This window comes from uncultured Agrococcus sp. (assembly GCF_945915485.1).
Lineage (GTDB): Bacteria > Actinomycetota > Actinomycetes > Actinomycetales > Microbacteriaceae > Agrococcus.
This window is the reverse complement of sequence record NZ_CAMEFJ010000014.1, coordinates 1-19,853: the sequence shown is the minus strand read 5'-3', so window position 1 is coordinate 19,853 and position 19,853 is coordinate 1. Positions and strand designations below refer to the sequence as shown.

Sequence of the window (19,853 nt, the reverse complement as noted above, 5' to 3'; positions counted from 1 at the left end):
AACCGCGCGCAGCGTTATGCGAAGGCGCTCTTGCCGATGATGGAGCGGCCGACGATGAGCGCGTTCATCTGATACGTGCCCTCGTAGCTGTAGAGAGCCTCCGCGTCGGCGAAGTATCGTGCTGCGTCGTAGTCGGTGACGATGCCGTTGCCGCCGCAGACCTCGCGTGCCCAGGCCACGACCTCGCGCATCCTGGCCGTGACGAACATCTTCGCCATGGCCGAATGGGCGTCTTCTTGCCTATCTTCGTCCTGCATCTTCGACACCTGCGTGCACAGCGCGATGGACGCGGTGATGTTCGCGAGTGACTTCGCCAGCAGCTCCTGTACGAGCTGATGCTGCCCGATGGGCTTGCCGAACTGTACGCGCTCCTTCGCGTAACGGACGGCGGCCTCGTATGCACCGGCCATGACGCCGACGGCGAGCCACGCGACCTCCGCTCGCGTCAGCTTGAGCACCTTCGCGGTGTCACGGAACGAGTTCGCCTTCTGCAGCCTGAGCGACTCGGGGACACGAACGCTCTCGAGCGTGATGTCGGCGTTCTCCACCATGCGCAGCGCGATCTTGTTCTCGATCTTGGTCGCGGTGAAGCCCTCGGTCTCCGTGGGCACGATGAAGCCCTTGACCTGACCGTCCTCCTCGTCGCGCGCCCAGATGATGACGATGTCCGCGAACGTCGCGTTGCCGATCCAGCGCTTGGCGCCGTTGATGACCCATTCGTCGCCTTCGCGACGGCAACCGGTCTTGAGGCCCAGCGAGGCGTCCGAGCCGCTCTCCGGTTCCGTGAGTCCGAATGCCCCGATGATTTCGCCGCTTGCCAGCTTCGGCAGCCATTCGGCGCGCTGCTCCGGTGATCCGCAGACACCGATGGAGCCGCTAGCGAGACCGTTCTGAACGCCCGCGAACGTGCCGATGGAGGCATCCGCACGCCCCATCTCCAACGCGATCCAGCCGCGGAACGCTGCCGAGCCCTGGAAGTCCCAGGTTTCTTCCCAGTTGAAGCCGAGCGCGCCGGTCTTCGCGAGCGGCTCGATGATCCCGTGCGGGAACTCGTCCTTGTGCCAGTGCTCCTGCACGATGCCGTGCGTGTCATCGAGCACGGCGCGCAGCTTGTTCAGCAGCCCCTGTTCCTGCTCCGTGAGCTCCTGTTCGAAACCGTAGAAGTCGCTGGGAAGCGGTTCGATGCCCATTTCGGTCCTCTCTGAGCGGTAGGCGTTCGTACCGAAAGACTAGGCCGGATGGCGCGTTGCCGCACACCCGTTGCTACTCTCGACAGCGAAAGCAGGATGGAAGGGCATCGATGTTTGTTAAGATCTCCAATTCGCCGCGCGATTACGCATGGGGGAGCGATGGCAGGATCAGCGCGCTGTTCGGGCAGCGGTCGTCCGCTCGTGAAGCTGAACTGTGGCTGGGCACGCACGAGGGGAGCCCCGCACGGGTTGCCGACGGCCGCACGCTCGGGGTCGTGCTCGACGAAGCCGAAGTTCCGCATCCGCCGTTCCTGCTGAAGGTGCTCGCGGCAGGATCGCCGCTCAGTCTGCAGGCGCATCCGACGGCCGAGCAGGCTGAAGCCGGCTACGAGCGTGAGAATGCTGCCGGCATCCCGCTGGATGCACCGCATCGCTCGTACCGCGACCCGTTCGCGAAGCCCGAGATCATCGTCGCGGTCACCGAGTTCGAAGCGCTCTGCGGTCTGCGATCCATCGCGCAGGCACAGCAACTCCTGCGGGCAGTGACGGCGGTGGATGCGGGAGCCGAGCCGCTGCTGGAGCGCCTGGATACCTCGATGGAGTCTGCCGTGGCGTGGCTGCTCTCGAGAGACGACGCGGTCGCCGGCGTCGTTGCGGCGGTCACCGGCGCCGTCACGATCCTGAGCCGAGAGGACGCCGGTGCGGGGGACACGGTGCGACGGTTGGCGGAACACTATCCCGGCGACCCGGGCATCGTCGTCGGCGGTCTTCTCATGAACCGTGTCACACTGGCCCCCGACGAAGCCCTGTTCCTGCCGGCCGGCAATCTGCACGCCTATCTCGAGGGTGTCGGCATCGAACTCATGGGGCCGAGCGACAACGTCATGCGTGCCGGGCTGACGCAGAAGCACATCGATGTCGACGAGCTCATGAGCATCGCCGACTTCTCGCCGCTGCCCGAGCCGCGCATGGCGCGCGGAACGCTGGCGGGAGCTCTGCAGTACTCGCCGGATGCCCCGTTCGAGTTGCGTCGCATCCATGGTGAACACGCCCCCGGCGTCGCCGCATGCGGCATCCTGATCGCGGTCGCGCCGACGACGGTCACGCTGGCGGACGGTGTCGAGGAGCTGGCAGCAGGAGAAGCGGCCTTCATCGACAACGTCGAGGGCGTTGCGATCGTCTCCGAATCGGCCTGGCTCGCGCTGGCGCAGTAACTTCCAGCACCTCGGGCGTGTGCGTGGAAATCCGCCGAGACACGCCGCTGAATCGGCCAATCCCGGCTCTTCCTGTGAACACTCATAGAATCGCCGACTTGACGAAACCGGAATAACACCGTTGTAATTAGGTAGGCGCTCGGACGGGTTGCCTGCAGAGGAACGGAGCATGATGGTGGACTCATCGCACGGCGGTATGCACCGTGGCGTACCTGACGACTGGTTTGTTGATCCCGTCCATCTCGGTATCCCAGGGATTCCCGGCAGCGGCAGCGAATACGGCGAACACCCCCTCGCATGGCAGGCCGACGCACTCTGCGCCGAGACCGACCCCGAAGCATTCTTCCCGGAAAAGGGCGGATCGACTCGCGACGCCAAGCGCATCTGCGACTCCTGCGAAGTTCGGCAGCAGTGCCTCGAATACGCGCTGCAGAACGACGAACGGTTCGGCATCTGGGGCGGGCTCTCGGAGCGCGAACGCCGCAAGCTTCGCAAGCGCGCCTGACGACGCTCCGAGTCCAAGACGGCCGCGCGAGAACCCGGCATCTAGCCTGTCAGGGTGCGCAGTAGAGTATTCGCGGTTCTTGTGAGCCGAAACGCTTCGAAGGTACTTCCGCGTACCCTCGAAGCCCTCGCAGCGGGAACCAAGCGGCCCGACACGATCGTCGGCGTCGATACCGCGAGCAGCGACGACTCCGCGAACCTCATGCGCGAGCACGTCGATACCGTCGTCAAGCTTCGCTCCAAACTGAGCTACGGCCAGGCCGCAGCGCAGGGCGTCGCTGAGCTTCCCGACGCGGAAGACGGCGACTGGCTGTGGCTGCTCGCCCACGATGCCGCCCCCGAGCCGGATGCCCTGGCACAGCTGACCTCGTCCGCGGAGGCCAACCGCCATCTCGCGATCATCGGTCCGAAGGTCATGCGCGTCGGTGATGCCCGCACGATCAACGAGTTCGGTCAGACGATGACACCCTTCGGCAACGCCGTCCGCCTCGCTGCCGGTGAACTCGACCAGGGGCAGTACGACTCGCGCTCGGATGTTCTCGGTGTCGCGGAAACCGGGCTGCTGATCCGCCGCGACGTCTTTGAGGAGCTCGGCGGCTTCGACCCCGCTCTCATGACCGTCGACGCCGGGCTGGACCTGGGAGTCAGGGCCCGGCTCGCCGGTCATCAGGTCGCGCTGCAGCCACGAGCGCGCATCCAGCGCAACGGCGGCCCAGAACTCTTCTCGGCCAGGAGCCTGTCGGATGCTTCGCTCACGGCGGTCCGCAGGCGGGCCCAATTGCATCGGCGGTTCGCGTATGCGAACGCGTTCGCGCTCATCCTGCACTGGTTGCTGGCACTCCCGCTCGCTCTGATTCGCGGTGTCGGGCACGTCCTGGCGAAGCGACCGGCGGCGCTCATCAGCGAGTTCTCCGCGGCTCTTGCCGCGATGTTCGGATTCCGGAACATCACGAATGCCAGAAGGCGCATCCGCACCACGAGAACGAGCAGCTGGACGACGCTGTCCTCCCTGCGTATCGACTGGCGAACACTGCGCGCCCGCCGCAGACTCGTCGGCGACGATGTCGTCGAGAACGCGACCGACGCGGACGACCTCGTCGGTTTCGCGCAGGGCGGCGCGCTCTGGGTCTTCGCCTTTGCGCTGCTCGCCGGCGTCATCACGAACATCGGTATCGTCACGAGCGCCCGCATTACGGGAGGGGCACTGCTGCCGCTCGGGTCATTCACCGACATGTGGTCCGGTGCGTTGTTCGGCGACCGGGACCTCCTGGGCTCGTTCCCCGGGCCGGCAGATCCCTTCTCGGTCGTCGTGGCGCTGCTGGGCTCCCTGACGTTCTGGCAGCCGTCGCAGGCCATCGTGCTGCTGCTGGTGCTGGCGCCCGCACTGTCGACGGTCACCGTCTGGCTGCTCGTGCGGAGGCTCACTCGGGTCGTGTGGGCTCCCGTTGTCGCCGCCGCGGTCTGGGCGTTCTCACCGTCGCTGTTCGCCGGCATCGTGGATGGCCGCATCGGTGCGGTGCTCGCGCACGTCACGCTGCCGTTGGTCGCGTACGGGCTCATCCGTGCGCGTGATTCTTGGCGCGGCGTCGCTACCGGATCGCTCGCGTTGGCCATCGTGCTGGCAGGCGCCCCGTCACTGCTGCCGGCGGCCCTCGCCGCTGTCGCCGTTGCAGCGATCTGGTTCCTGACCCGAGTCCGTCCGGGCGGCGCCTTCCGTGCGGTCGCGATGCTCGTGCCCGCGGCCGCGCTGTTCACGCCACTCGTTTGGGCGCACTCGGAGGCGGGACACTGGCTGGCGGCGCTGGCAGACCCGGGCATCCCGCTCGGTTACGACATCCCAGACGCCCTCGTGCTCGCAACGGGATACCCGGATGCTGCACTCGCGACACTTTCACCGCTGCTGTCCGGCATGGAGATCGCCGGTACGGTCTGGCCCGTGTGGCTGACGATCGGGCTCGCGGCTCCTCTTGTGCTGGCCGCATTCGCGGCGCCGTTCGTGCGGGCGCTCCCGGGCGTCGCCGGAGTCGCGGTCGCGCTGACAGGGTTCGCAACCGCAGTCGCCGCAAGTCGCATCGCTGTCGCGTTCGAAGGCGATACCGAGGTGTTCATCTGGACGGGCCCCGGTCTGAGCCTGACGACACTGGGTCTCGTCATCGCTGCCATGATCACGATCGGCGTGCTGGCGGAGCGCAGCGCAGCTGTCAACATCATCGTGACCCTCTGCTCGGCCGTCACGGGGATCGCACTCGTGATCGGTGCCGCTATGACGCCGTCCGTCGTGCAGCCGGAGCCGGAGCGTTCGATGCCGGCGCTGGTCGTCGCCGCGGCCGACGAGCAGCCGCACGTCGGCACGCTCGTGATCGAACCCGTTGGCCCCGACACCATCAGACTCACGGTCGTACGCGGGCAGGGAGAAGTGCTCAGCGACGTGCAGACGGTGAACACAACCGCGCGGCAGCCGTCGGAGGCGACAGGCGATCTGAGTCAATTCGCTGTTGACCTGGTGTCGGGCAGCTCCATGGATGCGACCGAAACGCTCGTGGACGCGGGCATCGGTTTCATCCTGCTCCGCGATGCGTCCGGCGCCGGGGAATCGCTCTACCAGACGATCAGCAGGGGCCTGGATGAGCGGGCGGAACTGCAGGCGGTCGGGGCGACCGACGCAGGGCTGCTGTGGACATCGGATGCGATCGGCGAGTACGAGCCGGATACACCGGCGTGGGCATGGTGGCTGCTGTTCGCGCAGCTGCTCGTGCTGCTGCTGGCGCTGTTGCTGGCGTTGCCGTCGATGCGACGAGGAGCGCGTAAGCGAGTACGGCGAGCACCGGAGGCCAGGAAGGACTTCGCATGACCGACGAACGCCACGAACAGCCTGACGACCACGAGCGACCCGAGCACGACAGCTGGGATGATGCTGGCGCCTCGGTCGTCACGGAGGGCGATCTCGAACAGGGCCGCTCGCCGGCACGCGACTCGCAGGAGCAGCGGGAGGAGGGGGCGGATCCCGACCCCGTTGCCCTCGCCATGGACACCGAGCACGCCGACGACGTCACCGCGACGGACAGCGAGGCGAAGTGGAACGAGGAGGCCGAACGCGAACAGCGCGCGAATCGCTCGAAAACCATCGCGCTGTGGAGCAGCCGATCGCTCGTCGGCGTCGCCGCCATCGCGGCAACCGTCGCGCTGGGGTTCGGGTCCGTGTGGGCCTTCGGCGAGACGGCGCCGTCGCACATAGAACTGCGTGAGACCGAACGGCTTGCACCGCAGTCGGGAACACAGCAGCTCGTGTGCCCGCCGCAGCAGGTGCGTGTCGGTGTTCCGGGGGATGCGGAGGCTCGCTCCCTCGTCGGCGATGGCGAGGCGGCTATCCCCGAGTTCGAAGACGCCGCGATCGAGCAGATTCCGCTTGAGGGCGTTGAGGATGCGGAGCTGACGGTCGTGTCGGCGCCATCGACGAGCGAGACGATCGCGGGAGTCTCCGTGTCGGACGTCGGCTCGAGCGAGATCCAGGGCATCGGCGCGGAGGCGTGCTCATCGCCGACGTGGAGCCAGTGGCTCGTCGGCGGTTCGACCGCCACGGGGCGCCAGACATCGATCGTGCTCGCGAACCCCGGTGAGCAGCAGGCGCGCGTCACGCTCGACATCTTCGGCGCCGAGGGCCCCGTGAGCGCAGCCGCGAACTCCGGAGTCGTGATCGACCCGGGCACCGCGGAGGTCGTCGATCTCGCTTCGATTTCCGTCGGCAATGCGGCGCCGGCCGTTCGGGTCACGAGCGAGGGCGGCCCGGTCGCTGCCTTCCTGCAGCAGACGACGATCCGCACGCTCGACCCCGGCGGTATCGACACGACCGGTGCGACCGTCGCCGTCAGCGGTGAACAGACGTTCCTGGGCATCCCCATTGCAGCAGGGCACACGCATCTCGACGACGAGCAGCACGTCGACGCGGGCCCGGTTCTGCGGTTGCTGCCGGACGGCGACAACACGGAGGCGGAGGTGACGTTCGCCTCGGATGACGGTGATCCGATCACGACAACGCTCAACCTGACGGACGGTCGCGTGACGGAACTGCCGCTCGAGGAGCTCGGGGAAGGCGTGTACGCGATCACGGTCGAGAGCGAAGTGCCCGTTGCCGCCGGTGTGCGGTTCACGCCGACGGAAGGGGCCTCCGAAGAGGATTTCGCGTGGATGGCGCCCTCGCGGACGATCGACGGCGAAGTGCGGTTCGAGCTGCCGCTGGATGACGAAGGGCTGCGACTGCACGTCATGAATTCGAGCGATGAGGAGCAGACGTTCACGATCGGAGAAGAGGAGCGAGTGCTTGCGCCGGGGCAGGTCGTCAGCCTGACGCCGCCGGGTGGCGAAGTGCTGCTCTCGGGGGATGGGCTGCGCGCTTCGGTCACGTACGAACCGGACGGGCGGGCGGCCGGGTTCCCGGTACAACCGTCACCGACCGCCGCGGGAGCGCTGCACGTCGAGTATTAGCTCAGCCGTGCCGGAAACGGTCGGGAGCGACCTCCCACGGGTCCTTGCCGAGATATTCGGCGGTGGCACGGAAGACGGCTCCCTCGGCAGCGAACCGCTCCTGCCATTCGTCTTCGAGACCGGGCGCGAGAAACCGCTGGTAGACCAAGCGATACACGACGATTTCGCGGGCCGCACGGTCGACGGTCCACAGCGGCACCCTGCCGTCTTCGTCGACGTTCGACTGCTCGGGCAGGTCAGCGCACTTGAAGGAGACCCCCTGCAGCTCTTCCCGCCAGAGCTCTCGCACGTAGCCCGCGGCATCCGTGACGGCATCCACGAACCGGAGCTCGCGCGTCGTCGTCAACGGCAGGAACGGGCCCGTTATCGCAGACCTCGGTTCCCTGCGCTGATGCCTGTCTCGTGGCCGTCTCACGGGCATCAGCTTAGCGATGCGCTCCCCGGCCGAGTAAGGTCTATTGCTGTGGGAGATCGATTTTGCGTCAAGCCGACGTGTCGCAACTACGCCGACTTTACGCTGAACTACGACTACGGCGAGCGAGTCATCGCAATCGGGCCGCTGCTCGGGGCACCCGCGCAGGGCAGCTACGACCTCTGCAGCGATCACGCGTCGAAGACGACCGCTCCCAAGGGGTGGCAGATCGTTCGCAGCGCTTCCTCACGCAGCGCGCCCGATACCGGTCGATGACAAGGGGAGTCTCATGAACCTGAACGAGATCGTGAAAGCCTACGACGTGCGCGGGCTCGTGGATCAGCAGTTCACGGAGGAAGTCGTTGCCGCGCTCGCTGCCGCGTTCGTCGAGGAGGTCGGAACCGAACGGCCGCTCATCATCGGTCACGACATGCGTGCGTCGTCGCCGGCGTTCGCCGACGCGGCCGCCGAGGGGGCATCCGGCGCGGGAGCGGACGTCGTGATGATCGGGCTGTGCTCGACCGACGAATCGTACTTCGCCTCCGGGCAGCTCGATGCGCCCGCCATCATGTTCACGGCAAGTCACAACCCTGCCGAGTACAACGGCATGAAGCTCTCCCGTCGAGGCGCCCAGGGTGTGAGCCTGGAAACCGGGCTCGCGAACGTGCGCGACAGGGCGCAAGAGTACTTGGATGCGGGGTGCATTCCGGCCGCGGAACGGTCGGGCCGCATCGAGCGTCGCGATGTGCTCGCCGATTATGCCGCCCACCTGCGCTCTCTCGTCGATCTCTCCGGTATCCGGCCCCTGAAGGTCGTTGTGGATGCCGCGAACGGGATGGGCGGTATGACGGTGCCCGCCGTGCTGGGGGAGGAGGCGGGGCTGGCCGCGCTGCCGCTGGAGATCGTGCCCGTGTTCTTCGAACTCGACGGCACTTTCCCGAACCACGAAGCGAATCCGCTCGACCCGCGGAACCTCGTGGACCTGCAGCGCGCCGTCGTCGAACACGGCGCCGACATCGGCCTCGCCTTCGACGGTGATGCCGACCGCTGCTTCGTCATCGACGAGCGCGGCGATGCCGTCTCGCCCTCCGCTGTGTCAGCCATGGTTGCGCTGCGCGAGATCGAGCGCGTACGCGCTGAGGGTGAAGAGGACATCAAGGTCATCCACAACCTGATCACGTCCCGCATCGTGCCCGAGACGATCGAAGCGGCGGGCGCGACGCCGCTGCGCACGCGCGTCGGGCATTCGCTCATCAAGGACGCCATGCACGCAACGGGCGCCGTCTTCGGCGGAGAGCACTCTGCGCACTACTACTTCCGCGACTTCTGGGGAGCGGACAACGGGATGCTCGCGGCGATGCACGTCCTCGCCGAGCTGGGCGACGGCGATCGCACGATGAGCGATCTGGCGGGCAAGTACTCGCCGTACTCGGCATCCGGGGAGATCAACTCCCGCGTCGACGATGTCGTGGCGGCGCAGCGGCGCATCATCGACGAGTTCGGCCGGTTCGGCGACGTGGATGACCTCGACGGCGTCTTCATCGGCGAGTACGCGGGGCAGTGGTGGCTCTCGGTGCGGGCGTCCAACACCGAACCCCTGCTCAGGCTCAACGTCGAGGCCGAGAATCGCGTTGACATGGAGCGCGTTCGCGATCGCGCGCTCGAGTTGATCAGGGGCTGAACGCACCCTCTAATAGCCCTTATGTTGCCGTCAACTTCTCGGTCGTTGGGCGATAAGGCGGCGCTATCACGGCGTGTCGCCGCCCAGCGACCGAGAAGTTGGCAAAAGAGCTGGGGCGAGGGGTGTTGCGAGTGATGCGCGGCGGGACGCCGGAATGGGCTCGAGGGCGGCGTCAGTCGGTCTGGCGGTCGGCGAATCCGCCACCGAGCGTGCGCAGCAGCGAGGCGAGATCATCGCGTTCGTCGTCCGTGAGGGACGACAGGATGCGGCGCTCGGCCTCCAGCAGCGCATCCAGAGCGGTGTCCACGAGATCGATGCCGGCGTCTGTTATCGCAACGAGCGAAGATCGGCGGTCGGACTCGTGCGCAACTCGGTCGATCAGGCCGCGTTCCGCGAGCCCGGAGAGCCGATTCGTCATGGTGCCGCTTGTAACCATCGTGGCCTCCAGCAGCTGCTTGGGGCTGAGAGGCTGGCGGGCACGTCGCAGCGCTGCCAGGACATCCCACTCCCACGGCTCGAGCGTTGCGCTCGCGAACGCCGCGGCCCGCGCCTTCCCGAGGCGCTTCGAAAGCCTGGTGATGCGGCTCAAGACCGCGAGGGGAGAGACATCGGCTTCCGGGCGCACGAGCTCCCACTGGCTGATGATTGCGTCGACTTCGTCGAATCTCACTCGTGGCCTCCTCGTTGCTCCGCCCCCGGGATTCGAACCCAGACCTAACAGCTCCAAAGGCTGTCGTGCTGCCATTACACCAAGGCGGACCGCGGCACGAAATGCCGCCAAGGCAGTCTAGCGCGATGTTGATGTGCGCGTCGGCACCCGAAATGACACCCCGGTCAGAGCCCGGCGCAAAATTGGGTAGCGTTATTGCCATGTCTACGCCTGAGAGCATGCCAGTGCCTGGGAATCGGCTCGCCGTCATCGTGTTGGCGGCGGGAGCCGGCACGAGGATGAAGAGCCGCATCGCGAAGCCGCTGCACGAGATCGCGGGGCTGCCGTTGATCGGCCACGTGCTTCGAACCGCACACGAGCTGCAGCCGCAACACGTCGTGGCCGTCGTGCGGCACGAGCGCGATCAGATGGTGGAGGCGATTCATTCGTTCTCCGAGAGCGTCGTCATCGCCGAGCAGGACGAGGTGCCCGGTACGGGTCGTGCCGTCGAGCTCGGCCTCGCGGCGCTGCCGGAGGACTTCGACGGCACGGTTGTCGTGCTCTCCGGTGATGTGCCGCTGATCGACGCGGCGACGCTGCACGAATTGATCGCCGAGCACGATCGCTCCGTCAACGCCATGACCGTGCTGTCGACGCACCTCGTGAACCCCGGCGAGTTCGGCCGCATCATCCGCAATCGCGGAGGCTCCTTCGAGGCGATCGTGGAGTTCAAAGACGCATCGATCGAGCAGCGACAGGTCACCGAGATCAACGGCGGCATCTACGTGTTCGGCGCGACCGAACTGCGCATCGCGCTCGAGCAGATCGGCGCGAACAACGCGCAGGGCGAGAAGTACCTGACGGACGCCGCGCAGGGCATCCAGGAGTCGGGAGGGCGCATCGAGGCGATGCCCACGCACGACGCGTGGCTCGTCGCGGGCATCAACGACCGCGTGCAGCTCGCGGAGGCGAGCCGTGAGCTCAATAATCGCATCGTGGAGCGCTGGCAGCGCGCGGGCGTGACGGTGCAAGACCCGGCATCCACGTGGATCGACATCGACGTGACGCTCGACGCCGACGTCACGATCCTGCCGGGAACCCAGCTGCGCGGCACGACATCCGTCGCGTCGGGGAGTGTCGTCGGGCCGGACACGACGCTTGCGAACACGCGCGTCGGGAGCGGCACGAGCGTCCGCAGGGCCGATGCGACGGATGCGGTCGTCGGTGACGGCGTCACGATAGGGCCGTGGGCGTACCTGCGACCGGGCACCGTTGTGGAGGCCGGCGGCAAGATCGGCACGTTCGTCGAGACGAAGAACACTCGCATAGGGCAGGGGTCGAAGGTGCCCCACCTGTCGTACCTGGGCGACGCAGAAGTAGGCGAAGGCGTCAATGTCGCCGCAGGCAATATCACTGCCAACTACGACGGCGTCTCGAAGAACAGGACGACCATCGGCGACTTCGTGCACACGGGTGTCAATACCGTGTTCATCGCGCCCGTGACGGTCCGTGACGGAGCGTACACTGGTGCCGGAGCGGTTATCCGCAAGGATGTCGCCTCAGGAGCGCTCGCCATCAACGTTGCCCCGCAACGGAACATGGAGGGCTGGGTGCAGCAGCACCGATCCGGTTCCGCTGCCGCAGACGCGGCTCGGGACGCCACCAACGCAGAAGACAACGACTAGGAAGCGAGCATCGTGTCATCGATCGTTGCGAAGAACCGCAAGAACCTCGTCCTGATCTCAGGGCGCTCCCATCCGCAACTTTCGCAAGATGTCGCGAACGAGCTCGGTGCCGACCTCATGGGCGTCGACGCGCGCACGTTCGCGAACGGTGAGATCTACGCGCGCTTCGAGGGATCGGTGCGCGGAGCTGACGTCTTCGTGCTGCAGACCTATTCGAACCCGGTGAACGAGTGGCTCATGGAGCAGCTCATCATGGTGGATGCGGCGAAGCGTGCGAGTGCCAAGCGCATCACGGTGGTCATGCCGTACTACCCGTACTCGCGCCAGGACAAGAAGGGTCGAGGTCGCGAGCCGATCTCCGCGCGTCTCGTCGCGGATCTGTTCAAGACGGCGGGCGCCGACCGCATCATGACGATCGACATCCACGCAGCACAGATTCAGGGTTTCTTCGACGGCCCCTTCGATCACCTGTTCGCGATGCCCGTGCTCCTGCAGCACTTCAAGAACACGCTCGATCCCGAGTCGCTGACGGTCGTGTCACCGGATATGGGGCGTGTTCGCGTCGCCGATGTCTGGAGCGACAAGCTCGGCGCTCCCCTCGCGATCATCCACAAGCGGCGCGACCCGTTGATCCCGAACCAAGTGTCCGTGCACGAGATCGTCGGTAACGTAGACGGACGAGTCTGTCTGCTCGTCGACGACATGATCGACACGGGCCGCACGATCGTCAAGGCAGCCGAGGCGCTGAAGAAGAACGGCGCGACCGGCGTCGTCGTCGCGGCGACGCACGCGATCTTCTCGAATCCGGCACCCGAGATCCTGAACTCGGATGTCATCGACGGTGTCGTCGTTACCGACTCGTTGCCGCTGCGCGAGGAGCAACGCTTCGAGAAGCTGACAGTGCTCTCGATCGCGCCGCTGCTCGCAACGGCGATCTCAGAGGTCTTCAAGGACGGCTCGGTGACGAGCATGTTCGACGGCGCAGCCTAGCGCACCGCTGCAGCATGCAGTGCGCGTACTTCTCGGCGGATCGGTGTCGCTCGTGCACGCACTTGCAGGTGCCGTACGAAGAGCAACTGCGCCAGAAGCAGCGGGCCGCCGCGAGCACGCTGTCGCAGTGGTCGGTCGACTGGCTGCCGGCGCAGGCGAGTGAAGAAGCGTACTTCCGCAACAAGGCGAAGATGGTCGTCGGGGGCAGACAGGGGCGGGTGACGCTCGGTATCCTCGACCGGCAACAGCACGGCGTCGATCTCACCGGCTGCGAACTGCACGAGCGACCGTTGCTGGACGCGCTGCCCGCGCTGTCCCGGTGGATCAACGACAGCGGGTTGACGCCGTACAGCGTGCCCGGGCGGCAGGGCGAGCTGAAGCACGTGCTGCTGACCGTCTCGCCGGATGCCGAAATTGCTCTGCGCTTCGTCATGCGGAGCGAAGCCCAGCTGGGCCGCATTCGACGGGGGCTGGATGCGCTGCGGGCGGCCGTGCCGGGCATCCGTGCGGTCAGCGCGAATCTGCAGCCCGAGCACAAGGCCGTGCTCGAGGGCGATGTCGAGATCGAGCTCAGCGACGAGCACCGACTGCCGATGCGCTTGGGGCCCGTCACGTTGCAGCTCGGCAACAGGAGCTTCTTCCAGACGAACACACCGGTGACTCGGGCGCTCTACGCGCGAGCATCGGAGTGGGTGCTGGATGGCGAACCCGGCAGCGTCTGGGATCTCTTCTGCGGTGTCGGCGGGTTCGCGCTGCACGCGGCTGAGCGTGCGAGAGCGCGAGAGGTGAACGTATCGCTCGACATCGTCGGCGTGGAGGTCAGCGAGGACGCTATCGAGGGTGCGCAGCTAGCTGCCGCGGCCGCCGGCGTGGATGCGCGCTTCGTTGCAGGCGATGCCACGCAGATGGCCGCCCGCGGCGAAGCGATACCGGATGTCGTGATCGTGAATCCGCCCAGGCGCGGCATCACGTCGCTCGCGGCCTGGCTGAACGACTCGGGTGCGGAGCGCATCATCTACTCGAGCTGCAACCCGAAGACGCTGCAGCTGGACATCGAAGCGATGCCTCGGTACCGGCCGGCAAGGGCGCAGCTGTTCGACATGTTCCCGCACACGGCGCACTCGGAGGTGCTGGTCGAGCTCGTCCGGCGCTAGTCTGCTTTTCTCGAAGCCCGGGACTGCACGGCGCTGTAGGTCGTGCGCAATGCCTCGACCGAGGCGTCGTAGTGCTGCTGCACGATGCCGATGAACAGGCAGTCCACGACGAGCAGCTGTGCCATGCGACTGCCGAGCGCTCCCGATCGGAAGGCGGTTTCGTGCGCCGCGGTTCGCAGTACGACGTCGGCCTCCCGTGCGAGCGGCGAGTCCACCATGTTCGTGATCGCGATCGTCGCGGCCCCCGACGCCCTGGCCAGCCTGAGGAACTCGACCGTGTCGGATGTCGTACCCGAGTGCGAAATCGCGATCGCGACGGCTCCTTCACCGAGTACGGCGGCGGATGTCCAGGCTGTATGCGCCTCCGCCCAGTCGATTGCGGTGCGGCCGATGCGGCTCAGCTTGTGCTGCAGGTCACGGCTGACGATCGAGCTGGCGCCAACGCCGAACATGTCGACTCTCGTGGCGGCCGCCGTGAGTTCGACAGCACGTCGTAGTTCCGAGATGTCCAGCAGCTGCGCCGTGTCGCTGAGCGAGAGGCTCTCGTCTCTCGCGACTTTCGTCACGACCTGCGACAGGCTGTCGTGACGGTCGATGTCGGTCGCCTCTGCCGGGAACTCGGTGCCGGCGAGGTGCTCCCGTGCGGATTCCTGCGTCAGATCGTGCAGGAGATCTTTGAAGCGCTCGTAGCCGATGCGCTTGTAGAAGCGAACGACCGTGGTCGTCGAGGTGTCCGCGCGAGCGGCGATCTCACTGATCGATGAGCGTGTGAACCCCTCGCGGTCGGCGAGCAGGCTGTCGGCGATGCGACGTTCGGCGGGGCGGAGGTAGGGGAGTGTTCCGCGCACAGCTGCCGTGACGCTGCGGGCTTCGAGGGCGTTCATGTTGTTCTCAACCATAACGGCAGGCACTCCGGTTCGGATGCGCAGGTCGGCGTAATAGAAATAATTTACCTCCTTGCAAAGATCCATGTAAATAAATAACATGGTGGCACGGTTCACCTTGCACCGCAGCGGTTCGCGGTGTGACAGATCTATCCAGTGAGCATCCCGCGTCGGGATGCCCTCTTCCAGAGTTGCAGGAGGCAAGCATGATTGGCCGCAAGAATCCAGCAGGGCGCAAAGGGCTCAGCGCGTTGGCACTGATCAGCGCCGGAGCGCTCGCGCTCACAGCGTGCGCTGGCGGCGAAGACACGGGCCCGGGCGATGCTCCGCAGGAGCTCGTCATCGGTCTCAGCGCAGACGTCGACAACCTCAACCCCTGGACCGCAACGCACTACAGCTCCGTTGAGATCCTGTCGTTGATCTACGGCACGCTGACCGAACTCGACGAGGGCCTCGAAGTCGTCCCCGGCATCGCAGAAGACTGGGAAGTCAGCGAAGACGGGCTGACCGTCACGTTCAATCTCCGCGACGGCGTGACCTTCGCCGACGGCACAGAGCTCGACGCCGACGACGTCGTGGCGTCCTACGAGTCGATCATGGACGAAGAGACCGGAGCGGTGTCGGCAACGTATCTTTCGACGGTCGACGAGATCGAAGCGGTCGATCCGCTCACAGTCGAGTTGACGCTGAGCTCGCCGGATGCCGCCCTTCCGTCGAAGCTGGCCCTCAGCAGCACCGCGATCCTGCCGGCGGATGTCGACCTGGAAGCAATTCAGACGACGCCCAACGGGACGGGGCCGTTCACGCTGGAGAACCGGACTCCGAGCGAGTCGCTGACGCTTGCGTCCAACCCGGACTTCTGGGACGGCGAGCCGATCCTGGACCGCGTCGAATACCGGGTGATCCCCGATGAGCAGGCCGTCGTCTCCGCACTGCAGGCGGGCAACGTGCAGATGGCGACGTTCGACGACCCGCTCGTCGCGCAGACGATCGGCGGCACCGTCGACGTCATCGAGACGCCGAAGCTCGACTATCAGGTGCTGCAGATCAATAATCAGGCGGAGCCGCTCGACGACGTGAACGTCCGTCTCGCACTCGCGTGCGCTGTCGACAGGGACGAAGTGCTCGAGTCGGCGGCGCTGGGAGCCGGAGAGGTCACCGGGCCGATCACCTCGCCCGCATTCCTGAGCGACCCGAGCGACCGTCCCTGCCCCGAGCCCGACCTCGATCGCGCTCGCGACTACCTCGCAGAGGCCGGTTACGAGGACGGCCTGACGCTCAGCATCATCGTGATGCAGGACGGCTATCCCTCCACCGCCGTCGCACAGACCGAGAATCTGCAGGCGCAGCTCGGGCAGATCGACGTCACCCTCGAAATCGAGGCGCTGGAATCCGGCAACTACGTCGACCGCTGGATGGCGGCGGACTTCGAACTCGCGCTCGCGCTGAACGGCTCGCAGCCCGATCCCGGTGTCAGCTACGAGCGCTACTTCATGGCCGAGGGCAGCCTGAACTCCGTCGCCGGCTACACCTCCGAGACACTCGAGGAGCTCTTCGTGCAGGGGCGCGAAGAGACCGATGAGGAGGCTAGAGCAGCCATCTACGAGGAGGTCTCGCACGAGCTCGAGTACGAGGCGGTATGGGTGTGGTTGTTCGCTCCCTACGAGTACACGGCGCTCGCGGACAACGTGTCGGACTTCACGCCCATGGCGAACGGCTCCGTGCGAGCACTGCGCGACGCCTACATCGACTGACGAGGAACTCGATGCTCTTTCGTCTTCGGACGTCTCCGGTAGCGCGGCGTATCGCGGGAGCACTGTTCACGCTGTTCGGCGTCTCGGTTGCGGTGTTCCTGATGCTCAGGGCGATTCCCGGGGATCAGATCACCGCCGCCTACGGCGTCGAAGCGGCTGCGCTCTCCGAAGAGCAGCGCGAGGCGCTGCGCAGCTACTACGGGCTCGACCAGCCGCTGTTCCTGCAGTACTTCACCTGGGTGGGGGCGATCTTCACCGGCAACCTCGGCTATTCGATGCGCAGTCATCAGAGCGTCTGGGATATGACGGCCCTGTCCTTCCCCGTCACGCTCGAGCTGGCGGTGCTGGCGGTGCTGTTCGCGCTGCTGATCGGCATCCCCGTCGGGATGCTGTCGGCATCGCGGCCGAACGCGCTTCGTGACTGGTTCGGGCAGGGCGTCGGGCTCGCAGGGCTCGGCATCCCGAGCTTCCTGCTCGCGACGTTTCTGCTCGGCATCGCCGCGCAATCGTGGGGTTTCAACCCGAACGGGCTCGGATACGCGAGGCCGTGGGAGGATCTCTGGCTCAATCTGCAGCAGATGCTGCTGCCGAGCCTCGTGCTCGGCTTCGCGATCGCCGCGCCCATCATGCGTACAACACGCACAGCGGTGCTGGAGGTCAGGAGCCTCGACTTCGTGCGCACCGCCAAGGCGAAGGGCGTGCCGGCGTCGAGGCTGCGCTGGCGTCACGTGCTGCGCAACGCGCTGGTGCCGGTCGTCACGATGACGGGCATGCAGTTCGGCTTCCTGCTCGGCGGCGCGGTGATCGTCGAGCAGATCTTCTCGCTCCCGGGCCTCGGGCGCCAGGTGCTGCTGGCGATGAACCAGCAGGAGTACTCCGTCGTGCAGTCGACTGTGCTGATCATCGCGTTGCTGTTCGTGATCGTGAATCTGCTCACCGACCTGCTCTATCGCAAAATCGATCCGAGGGTGCGTGCCGAATGAGTATCAGCGTTGACACACCGGACCTCACGACGTCCAAGCGGCCGCTCACGGGCCGCAGCGGCCTCAAAGCGGTTGTCGCCCTCCTGCGCAGCCCCAGCGGCGTCGTCGGGCTCGTGATCGTTGCCCTCTTCGCCATTCTGGCAGTGGTCTCGGCGCTCGGAGTCCTGCCGTTCAGCCCTTCGGCGCAGGACACCTCCGTGCGCCTCCATCCGCCGTCGAGCGTGTACTGGTTCGGCACCGATCAACTGGGCCGCGACATCTTCGCCCGTGTCGCCGCGGGAGTCGCGAACTCGGTGCAGGTGGCGGTCGTCGCGGTGTTCATCTCCGGCGTGCTCGGCACCGCTGCCGGGGTGATCGCAGGCTACCTGCGGGGCATGAGCGACACCGCGATCAGTGCGGTGACGAACGTGCTGTTCGCCTTCCCCTCGCTGCTGCTGGCACTGACGCTCGCTTCCGTGTTCGACCGCAACTGGTTCACCGTCGCGATCGCGATCGCGGCCGGATTCGCGCCGATCTTCGTGCGCGTCGCCCGCGGGCCCGTGCTGTCGCTGCGGGAGGTCGACTACGTCAGCGCTGCTCGCGCGACGGGCATGCGCGCCCCTGCGATCATGGTGCGGCACATTCTGCCGAACATCGCGGGCATCCTCATTGCGCAGGTCACGCTGACGCTGTCGTGGGCCGTGCTGGCCGAGGCGTCGCTGAGCTTCCTCGGCTTCGGGACACCACCACCCGCGGCGTCGCTCGGCACGATGGTGTTCGACGCGCAGACGCTCGTGATCGCCGCACCGTGGACGCTGCTGGCACCCGGCCTGGTCCTGATACTCCTCATCGTCGGCCTGAATCTCCTCGGCGACGGCCTGCGCGATGCGCTCGACCCGAATCGAAAGGGCTAGCAACACCGTGAACACGCAAACTCAGCCGACAGGAGACGGCGCTCTCGCAACCGAGAGCCCGGACCCGCGGTTCGCAGCCATCGACACTATGAGCGTCGCCGAACTCGCGCACATGATGAACAGGGAGGACGCGAGCGTTCCGCACAGGGTCGAAGCGGCCATGGGGCAGATCGTGCCCGCGATCGAGGCCGCGTGCGAACGGATGATCGCGGGCGGGCGCCTGCTCTATGTGGGAGCGGGCACGCCCGGACGCATCGGCGTTTTGGATGCGTCGGAGATTCCGCCGACGTTCTCGACCCCCGACAGGGTCGTCGGCATCATCGCAGGGGGAGAACGGGCGATCGTCGACGCGATCGAGGGTGCCGAGGACGACGCGCAAGCAGGAGCACGAGCCGTCGAGGACGCCGCTGTCGGCCCGCTCGACACCGTCATCGGCATCGCTGCGAGCGGGAGGACACCGTACGTTGTCGAAGCCGTCAAGCGCGCTCGTGAGCTCGGTGCCCTGGGCATCGGCCTCACCTGCAACGAACGCACGGCGCTGAGCGACGCGGCCGAGTATCCCATCGAAGTACTCGTCGGCCCGGAGATGATCAGCGGCTCGACGCGACTGAAGGCCGGCACCGCGCAGAAGCTCGTGCTCAACATGTTCTCGACGATCGCCATGATCAGGCTCGGCAAGACGTACGGCAACCTCATGGTCGACGTGCGGCCGACGAACGCGAAGCTCCGGCGCCGCGCCGCTCGGATCGCTGCCGAGATCAGCGGAGCGGAACGTGAGACCGTTGAACAGGCGCTGACCGAAGCCGACTACTCGGTTCCGGTAGCGGTGCTCATGCTACGACAGGGGCTGACGGCTACCGAAGCGAAGGAAGCGCTCGGAGCCGCAGACGGTCGCTTGCGCGAGGCGCTGAGGGAGAAGGGAGCGTGACAGTGCGGGTACTCGGCATGATCTCGGGAACATCGCACGACGGCATCGACTGCGCCGTCGTCGAGTTCCAGCTCGTCGACGATGCTCTCGAGGCACGTACCGTTCACCGTGCGAGCGTCCCGTACTCCTCTGAGCTTCGATCGCAGCTGGTCGCCGCGCTGCCGCCGGCTGCCGTACCGCTGTCGATCGTCACGGAGCTGGACGCTCGCATCGGCAAGGAGTTCGCTGTCGCGGCGGAAGCCGTGATCGACGCAGTGGGGCCGGTCGACCTGATCTGCAGCCACGGCCAGACCGTCTTCCACTGGGTGCGGGAAGGAACCGTGCACGGCAGCCTGCAGCTCGGCCAGCCCGCCTGGATCGCGGAAGGCACGGGTGCTCCCGTCCTGTCGGATGTGCGTGCACGCGACATCGCCGCAGGCGGTCACGGTGCCCCGCTCGTGCCCGTGCTCG

At 66.5% G+C, this 19,853-nt stretch carries 18 protein-coding genes and 1 tRNA gene; 14 read left to right on the top strand and 5 right to left on the bottom strand.

The window, feature by feature from the left end; genetic code table 11:
• Positions 1-14 precede the first annotated feature (14 nt).
• On the bottom strand, positions 15-1,190 hold the full coding sequence (locus tag Q0O95_RS04435; protein ID WP_293695748.1) for an acyl-CoA dehydrogenase family protein: 1,176 nt from the start codon (positions 1,188-1,190) through the stop codon (positions 15-17).
• Between the two features lie 110 nt (positions 1,191-1,300).
• Here Q0O95_RS04435 and manA point away from each other — a divergent pair, with 110 nt between their 5' ends.
• From manA to Q0O95_RS04415, 4 genes are all read left to right on the top strand, one after another.
• A complete protein-coding gene (manA, locus tag Q0O95_RS04430) occupies positions 1,301-2,404 on the top strand; it encodes a mannose-6-phosphate isomerase, class I (RefSeq protein WP_293695746.1) in 1,104 nt (367 codons plus the stop codon).
• 169 nt (positions 2,405-2,573) lie between these two features.
• Positions 2,574-2,909 carry a WhiB family transcriptional regulator gene (locus tag Q0O95_RS04425; RefSeq protein ID WP_293695743.1) on the top strand — a complete coding sequence of 112 codons (336 nt, stop codon included), beginning with the start codon at positions 2,574-2,576 and terminating at the stop codon, positions 2,907-2,909.
• A 54-nt stretch (positions 2,910-2,963) separates the two neighbouring features.
• Positions 2,964-5,759: a glycosyltransferase family 2 protein gene (locus tag Q0O95_RS04420; protein ID WP_293695740.1), complete on the top strand. Its 2,796-nt coding sequence runs from the start codon at positions 2,964-2,966 to the stop codon at positions 5,757-5,759.
• Positions 5,756-7,390, top strand: a complete 1,635-nt coding sequence (locus Q0O95_RS04415) for a DUF5719 family protein (RefSeq protein ID WP_293695737.1) — start codon at positions 5,756-5,758, stop codon at positions 7,388-7,390. Before Q0O95_RS04420 ends, Q0O95_RS04415 begins: the two co-directional genes overlap by 4 nt.
• 1 nt (position 7,391) lies before the next feature.
• On the opposite strand, the gene Q0O95_RS04410 is transcribed toward Q0O95_RS04415, so the two are convergent.
• Positions 7,392-7,805 (bottom strand): hypothetical protein, encoded by a 414-nt coding sequence (locus Q0O95_RS04410; protein WP_293695735.1) that lies wholly within the window; start codon positions 7,803-7,805, stop codon positions 7,392-7,394.
• Positions 7,806-7,853: 48 nt separating this feature from the next.
• Here Q0O95_RS04410 and Q0O95_RS04405 point away from each other — a divergent pair, with 48 nt between their 5' ends.
• The gene (locus tag Q0O95_RS04405) at positions 7,854-8,078 is read left to right on the top strand and encodes a DUF3499 family protein (protein WP_293695732.1); all 225 of its coding nucleotides are present in this window, start codon (positions 7,854-7,856) and stop codon (positions 8,076-8,078) included.
• A 13-nt stretch (positions 8,079-8,091) separates the two neighbouring features.
• Positions 8,092-9,483 (top strand): phosphomannomutase/phosphoglucomutase, encoded by a 1,392-nt coding sequence (locus Q0O95_RS04400; RefSeq protein ID WP_293695730.1) that lies wholly within the window; start codon positions 8,092-8,094, stop codon positions 9,481-9,483.
• A gap of 172 nt (positions 9,484-9,655) precedes the next feature.
• Here the strand turns inward: Q0O95_RS04400 and Q0O95_RS04395 are convergent, their stop codons facing one another.
• Positions 9,656-10,153, bottom strand: coding sequence for a MarR family transcriptional regulator (locus Q0O95_RS04395; protein ID WP_293695728.1), 498 nt, complete (start codon positions 10,151-10,153; stop codon positions 9,656-9,658).
• Between the two features lie 17 nt (positions 10,154-10,170).
• Positions 10,171-10,242, bottom strand: a tRNA-Gln gene (locus Q0O95_RS04390).
• Between the two features lie 111 nt (positions 10,243-10,353).
• On the opposite strand from Q0O95_RS04390, the gene glmU reads away from it, so the two are divergent.
• From glmU to Q0O95_RS04375, 3 genes are all read left to right on the top strand, one after another.
• Entirely contained in the window at positions 10,354-11,817 is a 1,464-nt protein-coding gene (gene glmU / locus Q0O95_RS04385) for a bifunctional UDP-N-acetylglucosamine diphosphorylase/glucosamine-1-phosphate N-acetyltransferase GlmU (protein WP_293695725.1), read from the top strand.
• A 12-nt stretch (positions 11,818-11,829) separates the two neighbouring features.
• Entirely contained in the window at positions 11,830-12,807 is a 978-nt protein-coding gene (locus Q0O95_RS04380) for a ribose-phosphate diphosphokinase (RefSeq protein WP_293695723.1), read from the top strand.
• A 68-nt stretch (positions 12,808-12,875) separates the two neighbouring features.
• Positions 12,876-13,961 carry a methyltransferase domain-containing protein gene (locus Q0O95_RS04375; RefSeq protein ID WP_366516437.1) on the top strand — a complete coding sequence of 362 codons (1,086 nt, stop codon included), beginning with the start codon at positions 12,876-12,878 and terminating at the stop codon, positions 13,959-13,961.
• Here Q0O95_RS04375 and Q0O95_RS04370 read toward each other — a convergent pair.
• Entirely contained in the window at positions 13,958-14,860 is a 903-nt protein-coding gene (locus tag Q0O95_RS04370) for a MurR/RpiR family transcriptional regulator (protein WP_293695717.1), read from the bottom strand. The genes Q0O95_RS04375 and Q0O95_RS04370 overlap by 4 nt on opposite strands.
• A 191-nt stretch (positions 14,861-15,051) precedes the next feature.
• Between Q0O95_RS04370 and Q0O95_RS04365 the strand changes: the two genes are divergently transcribed.
• The 5 genes from Q0O95_RS04365 to Q0O95_RS04345 form a co-directional block, all read left to right on the top strand.
• Entirely contained in the window at positions 15,052-16,599 is a 1,548-nt protein-coding gene (locus Q0O95_RS04365) for an ABC transporter substrate-binding protein (RefSeq protein ID WP_293695714.1), read from the top strand.
• Positions 16,600-16,610: 11 nt separating this feature from the next.
• A complete protein-coding gene (locus tag Q0O95_RS04360) occupies positions 16,611-17,582 on the top strand; it encodes an ABC transporter permease (protein WP_293695711.1) in 972 nt (323 codons plus the stop codon).
• Positions 17,579-18,475: an ABC transporter permease gene (locus Q0O95_RS04355; protein WP_293695708.1), complete on the top strand. Its 897-nt coding sequence runs from the start codon at positions 17,579-17,581 to the stop codon at positions 18,473-18,475. Before Q0O95_RS04360 ends, Q0O95_RS04355 begins: the two co-directional genes overlap by 4 nt.
• 7 nt (positions 18,476-18,482) lie before the next feature.
• Positions 18,483-19,403, top strand: coding sequence for an N-acetylmuramic acid 6-phosphate etherase (murQ, locus tag Q0O95_RS04350; protein ID WP_293695705.1), 921 nt, complete (start codon positions 18,483-18,485; stop codon positions 19,401-19,403).
• On the top strand, positions 19,400-19,853 hold a 454-nt coding region (locus tag Q0O95_RS04345), incomplete at its 3' end, for an anhydro-N-acetylmuramic acid kinase (protein ID WP_293695702.1). The genes murQ and Q0O95_RS04345, both read left to right, overlap by 4 nt.